This window comes from Niastella vici, from assembly GCF_002077945.1.
Classification (GTDB): Bacteria; Bacteroidota; Bacteroidia; order Chitinophagales; family Chitinophagaceae; genus Niastella; species Niastella vici.
Genome location: NZ_LVYD01000061.1, coordinates 74,218 through 91,232, shown reverse-complemented (window position 1 = coordinate 91,232; position 17,015 = coordinate 74,218). Strand labels below are relative to the sequence as shown.

General features: G+C 45.3%; 8 protein-coding genes. All 8 read left to right on the top strand.

From position 1 onward, the window contains the following. The first annotated feature begins 42 nt into the window (after positions 1-42). Positions 43-1,896: a sialate O-acetylesterase gene (locus A3860_RS28320; protein WP_245843647.1), complete on the top strand. Its 1,854-nt coding sequence runs from the start codon at positions 43-45 to the stop codon at positions 1,894-1,896. An 11-nt stretch (positions 1,897-1,907) separates the two neighbouring features. Then, entirely contained in the window at positions 1,908-3,707 is a 1,800-nt protein-coding gene (locus A3860_RS28315; protein WP_245843646.1) for a glycoside hydrolase family 2 protein, read from the top strand. Between the two features lie 11 nt (positions 3,708-3,718). Then, entirely contained in the window at positions 3,719-6,139 is a 2,421-nt protein-coding gene (locus A3860_RS28310; RefSeq protein ID WP_081152989.1) for a sugar-binding domain-containing protein, read from the top strand. 78 nt (positions 6,140-6,217) lie between these two features. Continuing rightward, complete coding sequence (locus A3860_RS28305; protein WP_081152986.1) at positions 6,218-8,572, top strand: glycoside hydrolase family 127 protein; 2,355 nt, start codon at positions 6,218-6,220, stop codon at positions 8,570-8,572. 25 nt (positions 8,573-8,597) lie between these two features. Beyond that, a complete protein-coding gene (locus A3860_RS28300; protein WP_081152983.1) occupies positions 8,598-10,253 on the top strand; it encodes an alpha-L-fucosidase in 1,656 nt (551 codons plus the stop codon). Between the two features lie 367 nt (positions 10,254-10,620). Then, positions 10,621-13,797, top strand: a complete 3,177-nt coding sequence (locus tag A3860_RS28295; RefSeq protein ID WP_081152980.1) for a SusC/RagA family TonB-linked outer membrane protein — start codon at positions 10,621-10,623, stop codon at positions 13,795-13,797. Positions 13,798-13,806: 9 nt separating this feature from the next. Beyond that, entirely contained in the window at positions 13,807-15,384 is a 1,578-nt protein-coding gene (locus tag A3860_RS28290; protein WP_081152975.1) for a RagB/SusD family nutrient uptake outer membrane protein, read from the top strand. Between the two features lie 23 nt (positions 15,385-15,407). Continuing rightward, entirely contained in the window at positions 15,408-16,934 is a 1,527-nt protein-coding gene (locus A3860_RS28285) for a glycan-binding surface protein (RefSeq protein ID WP_081152972.1), read from the top strand. Positions 16,935-17,015 lie beyond the last annotated feature (81 nt).

The following is a 17,015-nucleotide window of genomic DNA, read 5'->3' as shown; positions in this document are numbered from 1 at the left end:
TGTAATGCGCAGCTCACATTGTCAAAAGTATTTGGCGACAATATGGTTTTACAGAGAGGGATCTCAATTCCTGTTTGGGGAACCGCAAATCCCGGATCAGTTATATCAGGGCAATTGGGAACAGTGGGTGCAACGGCAAAAGCCGGAAAAGACGGGATGTGGACGCTTCACTTTCCAAAGTTTATCGCAGGCGGCCCTTATACGCTCAAAATAAATGAACAGGGAAAGCCCAATACGGCAATTGAGTTAAAGGGAGTTCTTATAGGTGATGTTTGGCTGGCTTCAGGACAATCGAATATGGAATGGCAGGTGCAGCAGGCAGCGGATGCGCGTAAGGAAATTGAAAATGCTAATTTCCCTCAAATACGTTTTTTTGTGGTTGAGCATGATAAAAAATTAAAGCCTCAATCAGCTATTCTGGCCGGTAAATGGAAAGTTTGTGATACCGCAAATGTAAAGGACTTCTCGGCGGTGGCTTATTATTTTGCGCGTAAGCTGCACGGTGACCAGCATGTTCCGGTTGGTATTATTCAAAGCACCTGGGGCGGAACGCCGGTAGAAGCCTGGACGAGCCGCGATAAGTTGCTTACATCGCCCATTACCAGGGCTCGTACACTCAGTAATGATACCCTTAGTTTTGACCGGGAAGATTTTGTGACCGATAGTTTGAACTGGATCCGCATTTGGCATCTTGTTTACAATCCGCAGAATAATGCCGATAAAATATTTCCGGCTCCGGAATATAACGATGCAGGATGGGCGCCTGTTGAAATGCCCGGTGTGCTAAAAGATTTTGGGATTGGATATTATGAAGGAATGGTTTGGCTGCGGAAAAAGATAACATTGCCTGAATCCTTTGCGGGAAAAGACCTCACGGTGAACCTGGGCCATCCGGAGATGAACTATTCGCTTTATGTAAATGGACAGGAGATCTGTAAGAATATCTGGAATTCCAGTCCCTCTCATTCTTATACCATTCCGGCGCGTTTGCTGCAGCGTGGAGAAAATACCATTGCTGTGCGGGTGGCCATGCTGTGGGGCGGTGGCGGCCTGAATCAGCCGGCAGATGATCTTTATATTACCGATGGCGCTTCTACCATTTCTTTAGCGGGGAAATGGTTGTATAAAAAAGACCTTGAGCCCGCTTTTCCGAAAATACTCAACTATCAGTATTACCCCACCGTGCTTTTCAATGCCATGATAAACCCGGTTATTCCTTATGGCATTAAAGGATTTATCTGGTACCAGGGCGAAGCCAATGCACAGGCGGCTTACAATTATAGAAAATTATTTCCCATGCTCATCACCGATTGGCGGCAACGCTGGCAACAGGGCGATTGTCCATTTTTGTTTGTTCAGCTGGCGAATTTTATGAAAACAAAACCGCTTCCCACTGAAAGTGAATGGGCCGAATTGCGTGAAGCGCAAACGCTCACCTTATCTCTGCCTAACACCGGCATGGCATGCATCATAGATATTGGTGAAGCGAATGATATTCATCCAAAAAACAAGCAGGAGGTGGGCCGCCGGTTGGCATTAATTGCCAATAAACAGGTGTACAAACAAAATGTTATTGCATCAGGGCCACTATTTAAAGAATTTAAGAAAGAAGGGAATCGCATCCGCATCAATTTTACCAATACAGGGGCAGGTCTTTCAACCAAAGATGGAAAAGAGCTCACGGGTTTTGCCATAGCGGGTAAAGACAAACAATTTTATTGGGCAAAAGCCATTATTGAAGGAGACCATGTGATCGTTTCCTGCGATAAAGTGGCTGAGCCTGAAGCCGTGCGCTATGCCTGGGCCGATAACCCGGTGTGTAACCTGGTGAATTCAGAAAAACTGCCTGCTATTCCTTTCAGAACGGATGTGTGGAAAGGAATTACTGAGAAATAAAACAGAAAGCCGTGAACAGGTACAAAAAAAGATCGGAAGAATGGGTTCTTGCTCTTTTTTTCATTCTTATTACAGTAGAGCTGGCTAACGCCCAAACGGCAATGATAAATGTACAATCGAGGAATGTAACAAGTTTAAATGGCGATTGGAGCGTTATTATTGACCCCGCTGGTAGTGGTCAATGGCAGCAGGTTTGGTTAGAAAAACAGCCACAAAAGAAAACCGATTTTTTTGAGTATTCGTTTCAGGGCGCCCCGGTATTGAAAGTACCGGGTGACTTTAATTCCCAATTGTGCGAATTGACCTGGTATGAAGGAACAGTCTGGTACAAAAAAGAATTTAATTACAGGGCCCAAAAGGGGAGGAGGCTGTTCCTCCATTTCGGGGCTGTTAATTATTGGGCCGATGTGTATGTGAATGGTGAAAAAGCAGGAAGCCATGAAGGTGGTTTTACTCCTTTTCAGTTCGAAATTACCGGCAAAGTAAAGGATGGGCCAAACGCATTAGTTGTTAAAGTAAATAATGGGCGTTATAAGAGCGGATTGCCTGGCCTGGGGTACGATTGGTTAAACTATGGCGGCATAACACGTGATGTTGACCTTATAGAAACCGGCAACACTTTTATTGAAGATTATAACATTCAATTAAAAAAGGGCAGTTTAAATACTGTTTCAGGTTGGGTGCAGTTAAATGGAAGCCAATTGGCCCAAAACATTACAGTAAAAATTCCGGAACTCAACATCTTTTATAAAGCAAGAACGGATAATGAGGGTGTGGCAAAGGTGGAATTTTCAGCCGCTTTTAAGCTATGGAGTCCCGGATCTCCTAAACGGTATAAGGTAATGATCGAAAGTGAAACAGATACCGTTGAAGATAATATAGGGTTCAGAAGTATTGAAGTGAAAGGAAGTAAAGTAGTGCTAAACGGAAAACAGCTCTTTTTGAAAGCGGTAAATATTCATGAAGAAAATCCATTTAAAGGAGCCCGGGCATCTTCAGCGAAGGATGCTGTTTTATTACTGAATGCGGCTAAAGAGTTAGGCTGTAATCTTGTTCGGCTGGCCCACTATCCGCACAATGAGCATATGATTAAAGAAGCTGAAAAGATGGGGTTAATGGTATGGAGCGAAATTCCGGTATACCAGCATATTGATTTTGCCGACAGTTCCCTTCCGTCTAAAATGGAGGGAATGCTTAAAGAGATGGTGCGGCGCGACAGGAATCGCTGCGCGATCATAATCTGGAGCCTTTCGAACGAAACCTATCCGGGAACTCCGGGCCGCGATAAAGCGCTTGCTGAACTTACAAAAAAATGCAAAGCCATTGATTCTGCAAGATTGATCACCCATGTTATAAATACCCAGCGTTACCAAAACAATACTTTCGATTTGTGGGATACGCTTTACCGGCAGGCTGATATTATTGCCATCAATGAATATATTGGCTGGTATACTCCCTGGCAGGGTTTACCGGCTGCTACAAAATGGACATTGGTTTGCCCCGAAAAACCGGTATTTATCTCAGAGTTTGGCGGTGAAGCATTATATGGCAATAAAAACGTGCCAACGGATGAAGCTGCTTATTGGACCGAAGCGTACCAGGCAAAAATATATACCGATCAAATTGAAATGTTTAATACGGTGCCTGATTTATGCGGAGTATGTCCCTGGCTGTTGTTCGACTACCGGTCGCCAGGCAGAATGCACCCTGTATATCAGAAAGGATACAACCGGAAAGGATTGTTGTCGGATAAAGGAGAAAAGAAGAAGGCCTGGTATATAATTAAAGAGTATTATAATTCGATTCGATAAAGAATATAAAAATGATCAGAATTTCCTGGCTGCCGCTGTTGTTTCTTTGCCTGTTATTTGTATCAGCTGCAACAGCGCAGAACAGTAATACCAAAATTTCCTTCGATTTTGACTGGCGGTTTGCTTTGAACGATCAGCCCGGCGCTGAGCAGCCTGAATTTGATGATGCCAAATGGCGGGTACTCGATGTTCCGCACGATTTCAGCATAGAGCATGCTTTCGATTCCGCCTATACCACCGGCCCCGGTGGCGGTTATACGTATAGCGGTATTGGCTGGTACCGGAAACATTTTAAAACCGCAGCCAATCTTTCGGGCAAAAAAGTATGGGTGTTGTTCGACGGCGTTTATCGCAACAGCGAAGTCTGGATCAACGGGCATTACCTGGGCATAAGGCCATACGGTTATTCTTCTTTTTATTATGACCTCACGCCCTATTTAAAACCCGTGGGTCAGCAAAATATCATCGCGGTAAAAGTGAATACCACCCAACAACCAAATTCAAGATGGTATACGGGTTCGGGTATTTACCGGCATGTATGGCTGGTTGCAAAGAACAGCCTGCATCTTGAACAATGGGGTGTTTTTGCCCATACAACGGAAGCAAACGATGAAAAAGCCAGCATTGACGTATCTGCTGAATTGCGCAATGAAAACAATGTTGATCAGTCATGCACCGTGATCACAAAACTGATAGATGCAACAGGAAAGGAAGCGGGCCGGGCCCAATTCAATGTGAAAGCCGCATCAGGTGTAACACAAAAAATAGATCAACATATCACGATCAACAAACCTGCTTTATGGTCTGTTGAACAACCCAATTTGTATCGGTTACAGGTAGAAGTGCGATCGGGTGGAAAACTGATCGATCAGCATGTTACTCCATTTGGCATCAGAATAGCTCATTTCGATGCCAGTAAAGGTTTTTTGTTAAATGGGAAACACGTGAAACTGAAGGGGGTGAACAACCATCACGATGGCGGGCCCCTGGGCGCCGCCGTACTGGATGGCACGTATAAACGCCGCCTGCAAATATTGAAAAGCATGGGCTGTAATGCGCTTCGTATGAGCCATAACCCGCCCTCACCTGAATTACTTTCGTATGCCGACAGTCTCGGTTTTTTGGTAATCGACGAGATCTTTGATGAATGGATGGACGGAAAAACGCCTGCCGGTTATGCCCTGCAATTTACCAACTGGTACCAAAAGGATGTGGCAAACTGGATCAGGCGCGACCGCAACCATCCCGCTGTTATTGCCTGGAGCATTGGCAATGAAGTAAGAGAGCAGTATAATAAAGAAAATGCATTGAAGATCACAAAAATGCTGATGGATGCTTCGCGCATGTATGATACTACGCGCCCGTTTACCGCAGCCTGTAATGAGATCCTCAATGTGAATTCCTTTGGAATGGGCGAACTGCTCGATATAGTTGGTTATAACTACCAGGAAGCGTATTACAGGCCTGACCATGAAAAATATCCCAACCGCGTGATCTTTGGTACTGAAACGGTGATGTATCCATACCACCCCGGCAATTGCAACCAATTGCACTCTTATGAGCAATGGCTCGAGGGGCAGCTAAAAGATTATGTGGCCGGCGAATTTCTTTGGACCGGCTTCGATTATATTGGCGAAGCAGGTATTGGCGATGTGGGTACAGGTTGTGAATTCTGGAGAAAATGGCCAACCTGGCCCTGGCGTGGCGCTTCCTGTGGCGTCGTTGATATGTGCGGTTTTCCAAAACCCGGGTATTGGTTCAGGAAGGCGCTTTGGAATGATGAACCAATGGTTCATATTGCTGTTCAAACCGATCCTTCGGCAAGAGACAGGGACCTTTGTTCTTTCTGGAGCTGGCCAAAAGTGGAAACCCATTGGAACCATAACAGAAAGGGCGATACGCTGGCGGTACATGTGTATACCAATGTGCCCGAAGTTGAATTGAAATTGAATGGAAGGTCATTGGGAACGCGCAAATGGGACCTTAACAGGGAAGCCTTTCTTTTCTGGGAAATACCGTATGAACCAGGTAAGCTGGAAGCCATTGGGAAAACAGCAGATGGAAAAAGAGTTTCCTTTGCTGTGCAAACTGCGGGCGAACCAGCTACAATAAAACTTTCGCCCGACCGGAAAGCGCTGAAAGCAAACCGGCAGGATGTAAGTTATGTTGCTGTACAGCTCCTTGACGCCAACGGCGTACCGGTGCCTTTTGCCGGCAATAACATCACATTTCAAGTTACCGGCGCCGGAAAACTGGCAGCAGTAGGCAACGGTGATCAGCAAAGCCATACCCCGTTAAAAGGGACCCAGATGGAAGCCTGGCAGGGAAAATGTATGGCCATTATTCAATCAACAGACAAAAAAGGCGAAATAATCATTACCGCCAGAAGCGGAAAGCTTCCGGTAGCAACGGCGGTCCTGAAGGCGGAATAAAAAGAAAATCCGGCTTTCGTTTAGGGTGAACTTTGGTTCTATTGACTATTACACAGCAATAGTCATAAATATTTTTAAATGATGAAGATCGTAAGCCTGTTTACCGTTTTATTTCTTCTTTCCATTGCCTGCTTTTCCCAGCCGGGATTATCCGCTTTTCCGTTATCGTCCGTTGAATTGTTGAACAGTCCGTTTAAAGAGGCGCAGCAAATCGATCTGCAATACCTGCTGCAACTGGACCCCGATCGTCTTTTGGCCCCCTTCTTAAAAGAAGCCGGCATAGCACCCATCAAAGAAAATTACGGTAATTGGGAAAGTATCGGGTTGGATGGCCACACTGGCGGGCATTATTTGTCGGCCCTTGCAAACATGTATGCCGCAACCGGCAACAAAGATGTGTTGGGCCGGTTGAATTATATGATTGACTGGCTCGATTCGTGCCAGCGAAAAGATGGGCATGGATATGTAAGCGGAGTACCTCGTGGAAAAGATTTGTGGAAAGAAATGGCAGAAGGAAAAATAAAAGCAGGCAGTTTTTCATTGGGCAACCGGTGGGTACCACTTTACAATATTCACAAATTGTTTGCCGGGCTGCGCGATGCGTATTTGATTGCAGGCAATGAAAAAGCAAAAGCAATTCTCATTAAATTGTCCGATTGGTTTATTTCCATCACCGCAGCGCTCACCAATGATCAAATGCAGCAAATATTGAAGACCGAACAGGGCGGTATCAATGAAGTGTTTGCCGATGTAGCAGCTATCACCGGCGATCATAAATATTTGGAAATGGCCAGGAAGCTATCGCATAAAGCCATATTGTCCCCGCTTTTGCAGGGAAAGGATTCTTTGACTGGTTTGCATGCGAATACACAAATACCCAAAGTGATCGGTTTTAAGCGCATTGCCGAGATCGACGGAGATACTGCCTGGGCGAATGCCGCAGATTTTTTTTGGCACACGGTTGTTCAACACCGAACCGTTTCCATTGGCGGCAATAGTGTTCGCGAGCATTTTCATCCGGCCGCCGACTTTTCTTCCATGATCGATGATGTGCAGGGGCCCGAAAGCTGTAACACCTACAATATGCTGCGCCTTACAGAGAAATTGTTTCTTTCCAATCCTAAAAGCGCTTACCTCGATTATTTTGAAAGGGCCCTCTACAATCATATTTTATCTTCCCAAAGCCCTGAAGGAGGATTTGTTTATTTCACGCCCATGCGGCCACAACATTACCGCGTGTATTCGCAGCCGCAGGAATGTTTTTGGTGCTGCGTGGGTACCGGCATGGAAAATCATGGGAAATATGGCGAACTCATTTACGCCCATGACGCCAATGATCTTTTTGTGAACCTGTTTATGGCATCAAAGCTTGAATGGAAAGAGAAAGGCATTTCATTGGTGCAGCAAACGAACTTTCCATACCAGGAAACATCTTTGCTTAAGTTTACTATAAAAGAACCTAAACAATTTAAAGTGCATGTGCGGTATCCTGGATGGGTGCCAAACGGGCAAATGCAGCTAACCGTGAATGGCCGGCGTTTACCTGCAACGAAAGATGAAAATGGCTTTGTGGTCATAAACAGAACATGGAAAACAGGCGATGTGATTGCCGTTCGGCTGCCTATGCATGCTGCCATGGAGTATTTACCAGATGGGTCACCATGGGCTTCCTTTTTGTATGGGCCAATTGTACTGGCTGCTAAAACAGATACTTCGAACCTTGTTGGGTTGAGAGCCGGCGGAAGCAGAATGGGACATGTAGCCGGCGGGCCGCTTTATGCAATTGACAAAGCGCCGGTGATCGTTTCTTCCCAGGGCAATCCTGCTTTACAATTAAAGGCGGTGAAAGATAAACCCCTTCATTTCACCGCGGCTAATGTAATATATCCGGCTACATCCAGGAATTTAATACTCCAGCCTTTCTCTACCATTCACGATGCCCGCTACATGATCTACTGGCGGGTGACTGACGAAAAAGGGTTGAAAGAAATGCTGCAAAATTTAGCGCAACAGGAAAAACAAAAGCTTGAACTCGAGAATAACACTGTTGATCAGGTTGCACCGGGCGAACAACAATCGGAGGTAGATCATCAGTTCAAAGGTGAGAATACAGAAGCCGGAATATTCAAAGACAAACATTGGCGCAGTGCGGGTGGATGGTTCAGCTATCAATTAAAAAATAGCCGGCATGCAGCAAAGAAGTTGCGGGTAACGTATTACGGAGCCGATAAAAGCAGCTTTGAGATTTTTATAAACGGCGCTTTATTAAAGAACGAAAATTTAGATGGCGCAAAGGGAAATTCGTTCTTTGATGTTGATTATGTTATACCGGATAATATGCTTAACCGGGAAACCGAAGCTGTTGAGGTAAAATTTTCGGCTTCCGGCAACTCAAAGATGCGGGGCGTTTATTATGTGCGGTTGATGAAATGATTGTATAAAACATAAACTTTTTTAAATGAAACGCCGAACATTAATAAAAGGAATGGCGGTCACACTGCCTTCTCTTTGGTTATCACGGGCGCTGGGAAATAATTTCATTGAAGCGCCATTTTCAGGTGAGGCCATTGCAAAAGGCCCATTCCTGCCTTCGTGGGAATCGTTGCAGCATTATAAAACCCCCGAATGGTTCAGGGATGCCAAGTTTGGCATGTGGGCGCACTGGGGGCCACAATGCCAGCCCGAAGCGGGCGACTGGTATGCAAGAAATATGTACGAGGAAGGATCAGGACAATATAAGGTCCATCTTCAAAAATACGGCCATCCTTCAATATTTGGTTTTAAAGATGTGATCAACGAATGGAAGGCCGCAAACTGGGACCCTGAGGAATTAGTGAGCCTGTACAAAAAAGCAGGTGCAAAATATTTTATGGCCCTTGCCAATCACCACGACAATTTTGATTTGTACGATAGTAAGTATCAGCAGCATTGGAATGCTACCAAAATCGGCCCTAAAAAAGATCTGATCGGCGGTTGGGCAAAGGCAGCCCGCAATAATGGCCTTCCCTTTGGCGTAAGCGTTCATGCTTCACATGCATGGCGTTGGTACGAAGTGGCGCAACGGGCCGATAAAACCGGTCAGTATGCCGGCATTCCTTACGATGGAAAACTGACCAGCGCAGATGGCAAAGGAAAATGGTGGAATGGATTGAACCCCCAGGAATTATATGCACAGGACCATCCCTTAAGCGAGAACAGTTGGGATAATAATTTCGACGTCGGGCAATGGGATTGGGGCAATGGGGTATGCCCGCCCGGCAAGGCATACATCGAAAAGTTTTACAACCGCACTATTGACCTTATCAATAAATACAATCCTGAGCTTGTTTATTTCGACGATGACCAGCTTCCCTTATGGCCTGTTAGCGATGTGGGCTTGCGCATTGCCGCTCATTTGTACAACAAAAGCATTAAAGAACATGGAGCGCTTCGGGCAGTGCTCAATGGAAAAAAGCTGAATGAAGATCAACGCAAGGCCATGGTATGGGATATTGAAAGAGGACAGGCAAGCGAAATTAAACCGCTGCCCTGGCAAACCGATACCTGCATTGGCGGCTGGCATTATGATCGTGGAATATATGAACGCAACGGTTACAAAACAGCTAAAACGGTTATTCATAGTTTGGTTGATATTGTGAGCAAGAATGGCAATTTAATGTTGAACATACCTGTACGCGGTGATGGCACCATCGATGAAAAAGAAAGAAAGGTTGTTGAACAAATTGGTGCCTGGATGAATGTAAATAGTGAAAGCATTTATGGAACCAGGCCATGGAAAATATTTGGGGAAGGGCCTGCACAGGAAAAAAAACTGGCCGAGCAGGGCTTTAATGAAGGAAATGGAAAACCATTTACCCATGAAGACATTCGCTTTAATGTAAAAGGAGAGGTGTTGTATGCTACAGCCATGGGCTGGCCCGAAGACGGAAAAATTGTAATAAAAAGCCTGGCGAAGAACAGTCCGCATTTCCCGAAAGAAATTCAAAAAGTAGAGTGGTTACCCACAAAGCAATCATTGGTTTTCGAAAGAACGGAGAAGGGCCTGGTAGTGCTGCTGCCCGGCAAAACTTCTGATGAATTGTCGTATGCAAATGTGATAAAGGTCCTTTCTTAAGTTCACCCCATTACAACTATACTATAATGCGCTACGAGACTCAACGTTTCGTAGCGTTTTTTTTTGACGGTAATGCATGATGGAATGAAAATCATCTGTTTGCAACATTTATTACCATAGTCTGTAACATTCTGAGACCATACTTTAAACTTCCCGGCAATATTTTTACAGTGTTCATTTGACGATTGTTTTGCGGTATGAAACAACAGCTGTCTCATTTTGGGAATTCTTCAGTAGCCAAGTCTTATTGGCAGCAATGGCTGTTTTCACCACAACAACTTCAAGCGTTTTAATGAGCCACCCGCAAAGGGAAAAACGACCAAAACTAAACAGTTTATTTTTTTAACGCTAACGCAATTGTTTGCTTATGAGATTTTCAACGATTGTACAGAAAACTCTGTTATGGAGTTTCTCCTGCTGCCTGCTGATAGGCTTGAACAGCCAGGCACAGGAAAAGGCCGGTAAAATAAAGATTACCGGAAAAGTTCTCGCTTCTGCCGATAACAAGCCATTAGCCGATGCTTCCGTTTCTATTCCCGGGAGCTCTGCAATCACAGTTTCTAACCAGAACGGCGAGTTTACCATTGTAGCCGCCCCCGGCGACAAACTGATGATCTCCATGATCGGTTACCAGCCCAAAGAGGTGAAAGTAGGCAAGGGTACTACCATCGAAGTGAAACTGGACCAAACTTCCGTCAAACTCGACGATGTGGTGGTAATTGGTTATGGCCGGGTAAAACGAAAAGACGTTACCGGCGCCATTTCTTCTGTTACCGGCGATGAGTTGCGTAAAGTACAGCCTGCTACATTTGACCAGGCTTTGCAGGGAAAGATGGCCGGTGTAGTGGTACAACAGATCTCCGGCCAGCCCGGTGGCGCTGTGTCTGTTCAGATCCGGGGTGTATCTTCTTTCGGTTCCACTAACCCATTATATGTGATCGATGGAGTAATTGTAGGCGGCGCCGGTATTACCGGCCCGGGAGCAAATCCTTTGGCTGCCATCAATACCTCTGAGATTGAGTCGGTAGATCTGTTGAAAGACGCATCTGCCACGGCCATTTATGGCTCTCAGGCTACCAATGGGGTTATCGTCATCACCACAAAAAGAGGCCAGGTAGCAGCGCCCCGTATAACTTATGATGGCTATGCTGGTTTTCAACAAATATTAAGAAGATTACCCCTGATGAATTTGAGCGAGTTTGCAGCTTTCATTAACGACAGAAATTCCGGCATGGGCTGGGGCTTCGATACAAGGCCCGAGTTTGCCAATCCGCAGTACCTGGGTAAGGGAACCGACTGGCAAAAAGAATTATTCAGGAATGCACCCATGTCGAATCATTCAGTTTCTGTAAGTGGTGGCGATGTAAGAACGCAATATCTCCTTTCAGGTACTTTATTCAAACAGGAGGGAATTGCATTGGGATCAGACTTCAGAAGGATCTCTGTGCGGCTGAACCTCGATAATAAAACAACCAACTGGTTGAAAATAGGAACAAGCCTGCAATTGGTAAACATCAAAGAGAATGTCAATAGCACCAGCAGTAACGTAATTAATACAGCACTCAGCCAAACCCCCGATATACCGGTAAAGAATGCAGATGGCAGTTGGGGCGGCGCCTATAATCCAAACGGATGGGTGAACCCCACCGTGAACCCGTATGCTATCGCTCTTATAAATAAAGACCAGGGAAAAAGAAACCAGCTTTTCGGTAATGCCTATGCTGAGATCTCCTTTATCAAAGACCTGGTTTTGAGAAATGAAGTGACCGGAAGTTTTTCTATGGGCACTGAAGACCGCTTTTATCCCTCTTATACCTTTGGCCTTGTAGTGCGCAACACGAACAGCGCATCTTACAACTATGGCCAAAACTATTATACTACAGTAAGGAATTATCTTACTTATAATCATTTATTCAACAATAAATACAATGCCAATATAATGGCAGGCCATGAGGCGCAACTGAGCACTTATGAAAATGTAAGCGCCGCCCGCAACAACTTCCCGTCGAACAATGTACAGGTGATCAGCAGCGGCGATCCCACTACCGCCTCCAACTCAGGCGATAAAGGACAAAGTGCGCAGGAATCCTGGTTCGGCCGGTTGAATTTGGGAATAAACGACAAGTACCTGTTTACAGGTAATTTCCGTGCCGACGGGTCGTCAAAATTTGCTCCCGACAATCGTTGGGTGGCCACCTGGTCAGGTGCGTTCGCCTGGAAGCTCAATAATGAGGAATTTTTAAAGACGGTGAGTTTTGTAAATGAGCTGAAACTGCGTGCCGGTTATGGTTTAACAAACAACCAGAACATCAGGGACTACGCTTACACCTCAACGCTGGGTACAATTGCTACCGGCTTGTCGGGCATAGCCCAGCTTACTACCAACATGGCTAACCCCTATGTAAAATGGGAAAAAACAAATTATGCGAACATTGGCCTCGATGGTGCCTTCCTTAACTGGCGTATCAATTTCTCGCTTGATTATTATAATCGCAAAACCGACGGGCTGTTGATGAAAATTCCGCTGCCTACGTATTCAGGCGTAGCAACCGGATACTCTCCCGGCGCCATGGAATCACCTTATGTAAACGTTGGCTCCATCAGCAACAAAGGATTTGATCTGAGAATAAGCGCTCAAATGATCAGGAAGAAAAACTTCAGTTGGAAAACAGACTTTGTTGCTTCGCACAATATCAATGAGATCTTAAAGCTCAATACCGACGGCGCCTCGCTGCCTGGTTATTACGGCGGCAGCATTGCATCGAACTCAGTGGTGGGAAGATCTATCGGTGAATTTTATGGGTATATGGTAGATGGTGTTTTTGCCACTCCCGATGACTTTAAAACACATGCTATTCCGGCAAAGGCCGGCGTGAAGCTGCCTGTGGGCGCAGCCGGTGGTAGTATCTGGTATGGCGACCTTATGTTCAGGGATATGAATGGCGATGGCATCATTGATGAAAAAGACCAAACATTCCTTGGATCGCCCATTCCAAAATTCCAGTTGGGATTAGGCAATACCTTCACATACAAAAATTTTGACCTGAACATCTTTTTCAGCGCCAATATTGGCAACAAAGTGCTGAATGGCATGCGCATCAATGGCGAGTATCCCGGAACAAGCTATGGTTACCTGAAGTCATTGACAGGTTATGCGAAGCTTGCTTTAAAAGACCCCAATGGATCGGCTACTGATATTAATAATGTGTATGTAGTGAACCCCGAAACCCGGATCGTAGGCATCCGAAATGACAACACCAATGAAAACAACAGGATCTCGGATAAATTCATTGAAGATGGCTCTTTTGTAAGATGCAAGACCATTGCACTGGGTTATAATTTATCAGAAAAATTATTGTCAAAAGCACACCTGCATGCGCTCAGGCTTTATGTGAATGTGACCAATGCCTTCATTATTACAAAGTATAAAGGCATGGACCCTGAAATTGGTTCCTGGGACCCGCTTAGTGCAGGTATGGATAATGGTTATTATCCCCAGCCGCGTGTATTTACCATTGGAGCGAACGTTGCGTTAACCAAATAAAATAATAGTATGAAACTCATATATAAAGTATATTTCTGCTTATTCGTTGCTGCCACGTTTTCGGCAGCCTGTAATAAACAGTTTCTCGACCGCCCCCCATTGTCACAGATCAGCACCGATAATTTTTATCAAACCTCCAATGACCTCAGGTTGGCCACTGCTGCATTGTATGGAGGAAAGATCTGGGGCGACTGGAATTATAACTGTTATCTTCCGGTTGGTGAAGTGCTGAGTGGTAATATGGCGGTAGGGTATTGGGGCGATGCCGTTCAATTGCTTACATTTTCAGTTACCGGTCAAAATTCCATCATGGCCGCCAACTGGAGCGGCATGTATAAAGTGATTGCGCATTGCAATGTTACTATTAATGCCATTCAGCAAAAATCACCGGCTACGCTTGCTGAAAAAGACAAGAACGCCGCTATTGCCGAGGCCAAGTTCATTCGGGGGTTTGCTTATTACAGCCTGGCTACCTTATGGGGTGCAGTGCCTATTATCGAAGATAATAGCAAACTGATCAATTCCCCATTGGTTAACCGGGTTGCCGTGGAAGATGTTTTTAAGTTTATTACCAATGACCTTATGTTTGCCGCCCAAACCCTGCCTGTTACCGATGCACCAGGAAGAGCAACAACCTGGTCGGCCCAGGGTATGTTGGCAAAAGTGTATTTAACGATGGCCGGCCTGGGACAAACTTCAGGTGTGCGCAACCAGGCTTTTTTAGACAGTGCAAAAAAATATGCGGGCAATGTTTGTAAAAAAAGCGGTTTATCCCTGTTGCCTTCTTATGCCAATCTTTTCAGAACACAGTATAATGATAATCCCGAATCATTGTTTGCGTTGCAATGGGCGCCCGGTGGTGGCTGGCTCGAAGGAAATATGTTACAGATCTATTCGCCCGGCGGTGCCGAGATCTCGGCAAATGGATCAGCTGGTTGGTTTAGTATCCGGCCTACAGTTGATATGTTTCAGTTATACACGAAAAATGATTCTGTACGGCGCAAAGCAACTTTCATGCTTAAGGGTGATTATTATCCCGAGCTCAATGCTGCAGGCGGTGGATATACCTTTAAAGGTAATAACGGTTTAAAGAAACATATCATAGGCACAAATGTAGATAACAATGCGCCTACCATGAACCTGACCTCATCTGCCGAGCATAATTCTTTATTAAGACTGGCAGATGTGTACCTGATCTATGCAGAATCTATCCTGGGTAATAATGCAACAACCGCAGATGCCGACGCACTTTTATATTTCAATAAAGTACGTCAACGGGCAGGCATTGATCCGGTGACCGTGCTCAATGCCGATAGCATTTTTAATGAAAGAAGGATTGAGCTGGCGGGGGAAGGCCATTTCTGGTACGACCTGGTTCGGCTGTCTTACTACAATCCTCAAAAGGCAATAAGTATTTTAAACAAGCAAGACCGGGGTACGTTTACCTATGACAACGGTACGGTAACACCCGAAACCCCTTTCGGTATTATTACACCGGCTAACAGCAATACATTCTTATTCCCGTTGCCATCGGCTGAAGTAACAGCCAATCCAAAGCTGGCTGAACCACCGGTACATTATTTCTGATATTAACCGATAAAAAAAATAGAATGAACAAGAATATATATAATCGCATACCTTGTTTACTGCTTTTATTGCTTGTTGCAGCTTCCATGCTGCCTGCATGCAAAAAAGATAAAATGAGCGCACCTGTTATTACAAGTGTGAGGAATTATGCCGCTGCACCTAACGATACCGTTGTGCAAACGGTGAATGCCGGCCAGTGGGTTGTTGTGATGGGGAATAATTTAAGCAACGTTAGCAGGGCCTTTTTTGACGGCGTTCCTGCTTCCGTTAAATCAACTTTTACAACCGACCAAAGTATTGTTATTCAAATACCTTCCATTGCCTTTCAATCGGTGCCAAAAGATAAGATGGATGAAATTATGGTAGTGGGCGACGGTGGCACGGCTACTTTCAAGCTCAGTATCATTGGGGCGCCGTTCATTTCTTATGTAAGAAGCGCTTCTCCTTCCCCCAACGACACCATTGCGAAAGCTATATTTCCCGGAGAAAAGGTAAATATACTTGGATTCAATATTAAGAATCCGGTGAAAATAGCATTCCAGGGCGTTGCCGCTGATTTAACGAGTATAGTGTATACCGATTCAAGCGCTATTGTAACGGTGCCGGCTGATCTGTCGGGTGGCGATGCTACGTTAGCCAATATGATCAGTTATACAAACAATGTTGGCACCGGCACTTTCGCTATCGCAATAATTGGCCCGCCGATCATTACAGGTGTGTCTAATGAGAACCCGGCCGCCGGTGATTCGGTTTACCTGTATGGGAATAATTTCTTCGCTGTTCAAAACCTCAGCTTTGCCGGGGCAACAATTACTTCCTGGAAAGCTGCTGATGATGGATCTTCTGTTGGATTTGTTGTGCCATCGCTTTCTCAAAGCGGGCCGGTCGTAATTAAAACTACCGCGGGCACTTTCACCACAGCTTACAATGTAAATGATGTTACTACTGGAATAGTATCCAATTTTGAGTGGGGGCCACTGTTTCACTGGGATTGGTGGGGCGGCGCTGAACTCACAAGCGGCGACCCCAGTTCTGGATGGCCGCCATATGACGCTGCTTTCACAGGCAATTCATCAATGTTTCTCGCGCTGAAAACTAATGTAATGAACGCCGGGGCCGGTGATGAGTTTAGTACTGCCATTCGCATGGGTGGTGTGCAATGGTTGCCTGCAGGTAATGTTGGAGACAACGTTAATGCCTGGGCCCTCAAATTCGAGATCAATGTTCCTGCTTCATGGAATGGCGGTACCATTGGTATTAAAAGTTCCAATGGTTATATGGCGCGCTATGAACCCTGGAAGATTACTGAAACTTCCACCGCCCCCTATAAAACAAAGGGGTGGCAAACCGTAACCATTCCGCTCTCATCGTTCCGTAAAAATGATGCTACGCTGGGCGATGGTAAAGGAGCGCCCGTAACAAGCATTAGCGACCTGGTGGGAAGCTCAGGCACCAGCGACATGATACTGGTTATGCATAATTACGGCACTTCGCCAACAGCGACTGCCTTTAAAGCCGCCTTTGATAATTTCAGGGTGGTGAAAAGATAATATTATTTCTGACTGATAAACCCGCTCATAAGCACACAATGACCTGAGGATGGGCAATGAAAATTGTTCCATCCTTCAGGT